This window comes from Pararhodobacter oceanensis, assembly GCF_003076755.1.
In the GTDB taxonomy this organism is placed as follows: Bacteria; Pseudomonadota; Alphaproteobacteria; order Rhodobacterales; family Rhodobacteraceae; genus Pararhodobacter; species Pararhodobacter oceanensis.
In genome coordinates this window covers 1-1,742 of sequence record NZ_QDKM01000022.1, presented here as the reverse complement: position 1 = coordinate 1,742, position 1,742 = coordinate 1, and the positions used below count along the sequence as shown (strand labels likewise).

Sequence of the window (1,742 nt, the reverse complement as noted above, 5' to 3'; positions counted from 1 at the left end):
ATCTCTCTCATAACGATACCAAACCCAAACAGACACCCCCGGCGCGGGATGGAGCAGCCCGGTAGCTCGTCAGGCTCATAACCTGAAGGTCGTAGGTTCAAATCCTACTCCCGCAACCAACTTTAGCGAACTCTCGCTGTCAGCCAAGCCCGCCTCACCGGCGGGCTTTGTTATTTCCAGCAGTTCCAACAGCTTGCCGCGCAGTTCAAGATGATGAACGCGCGCGCCGGCGTCCCATTCCACCGCAACCGTATCAATCAGCGCGTGAAGTTCTTCACTCGCACGCCCTGAGACGTCCTCATTGGAGAGCGTCGTGACGAGATCATCGACATAGGCTTGATATAGCGCCGGTAGATCGCTGGGGAGCGAAATTGTCTCCGGCACCAGTGCATCGCGTTTGCTGCGCGCGCTGGAGAGTTCCTCATCGACCTTGTTCAGCTGCGCGACGATCGGCGCAGAATAGTCACCATCTTCCACCGCCTTGATTAGATTTGCGTGTCGTGTCGCCAACTGGCGAATGTTGTCGTCGTGGAGGCGCAGCAAATCATTGAGGTCTTTCTCCTTGGATTTTGTGCGTGCAAAAAGTCTCTCTCTAAATTCTTCGTAAGCCTCATCTTGCATCAGGCCGGTCTTCAACCCCGAAAGGATCGAGAAAGCGGCGTCCTGCTCTTTCAGCCCTGGCATACCGGCGCAAATGGCTGCGCCTTTCTCCTTTGCATTGGCGCAATAATACCGACGTGTTTTGCCGCTGCCCGCAATTGTCAGGTTACCGCCGCACTGCCGGCACGACAACAAACCCGACAGGAGATACTTACGGCGCCGCATTGTTTGCGAGACCGAAAGGCCATTGGCTTCCCCTGGCGCTTTGTTTGCCCGTGCGCGCTGCTGGCCAGATTGGCGTTGTTTAACAGCGTCCCACAACGTTTGCTCGACCAGGCGCAATTCCGGCATCTCGAAGACAATCCAGTCTTCTTGCCGGTTCAGCCGCGAAACCCGTCTGCCGGTCTCAGGGTGTTTCGAATAGCGCAGGCGATTCCAAACCCTCCGCCCGATATACAGCTCGTTGTTCAGGATGCCGGTGCCGCGCTCGCGGTTGCCGTTGATTGTGGTCTGGCGCCAGTGTCCCGAACCAGCGCCGCGTCCGCGCGGCGCCGGGATGCCATCAGCGTTGAGGCCAGCCGCGATCTGTATGGGTGATTTGCCCTCGGCATATTCCTGGAAAATACGCTCTACGATCGGCGCTTCTAAGTCGTTGATGTCCAGTTCGCCTTTGGCAGCGTCTCCCGCGCTCGTCCGGCGCGCACGATAGCCGAAAGAGAGACCGCCGGCGCTCTTGCCCGCTTCAATCTTGCCAACCAGGCCACGGCGGGTTCTGTAGGACAGTTCTTCGAGAAAAATTTGCGCAAAGGTGCCGAGGATCCCGATGTCGAAGATCCCGAGCTTACCTCTGTTCAGTTGGTGCAACTCACAATCGACGTGCCGTGCTTCTTTGTAGAAGGCCATCAGGAACTCGAGATCGCGCGCCAGACGATCAAGGTGCTCGAATAGCACGACGTCGATCTTGCCCGCCTTCACGGCCGCGAGCAGTGCCTCGACGCCAGGGCGGCCCTTGGTTGCGCCGCTTGCGGATTTCAGAAATACCGGACAGCGATTACGCTAATTCCCGGACAGCCGTTTCAGTAATTCCCGGACAGCACGGGCACGGCTGATCATCTGCCTGCAATCAGGTTTCGGTTTGGATA

General features: G+C 57.7%; 1 protein-coding gene and 1 tRNA gene. One reads left to right on the top strand and one right to left on the bottom strand.

The genetic code is table 11. The features are described from left to right. The first annotated feature begins 42 nt into the window (after positions 1-42). Positions 43-119: transfer RNA gene (locus DDE20_RS18670), tRNA-Met, on the top strand. Here DDE20_RS18670 and DDE20_RS18665 read toward each other — a convergent pair. Continuing rightward, positions 76-1,575: a recombinase family protein gene (locus DDE20_RS18665; RefSeq protein ID WP_240608286.1), complete on the bottom strand. Its 1,500-nt coding sequence runs from the start codon at positions 1,573-1,575 to the stop codon at positions 76-78. The genes DDE20_RS18670 and DDE20_RS18665 overlap by 44 nt on opposite strands. Positions 1,576-1,742: the final 167 nt, after the last annotated feature.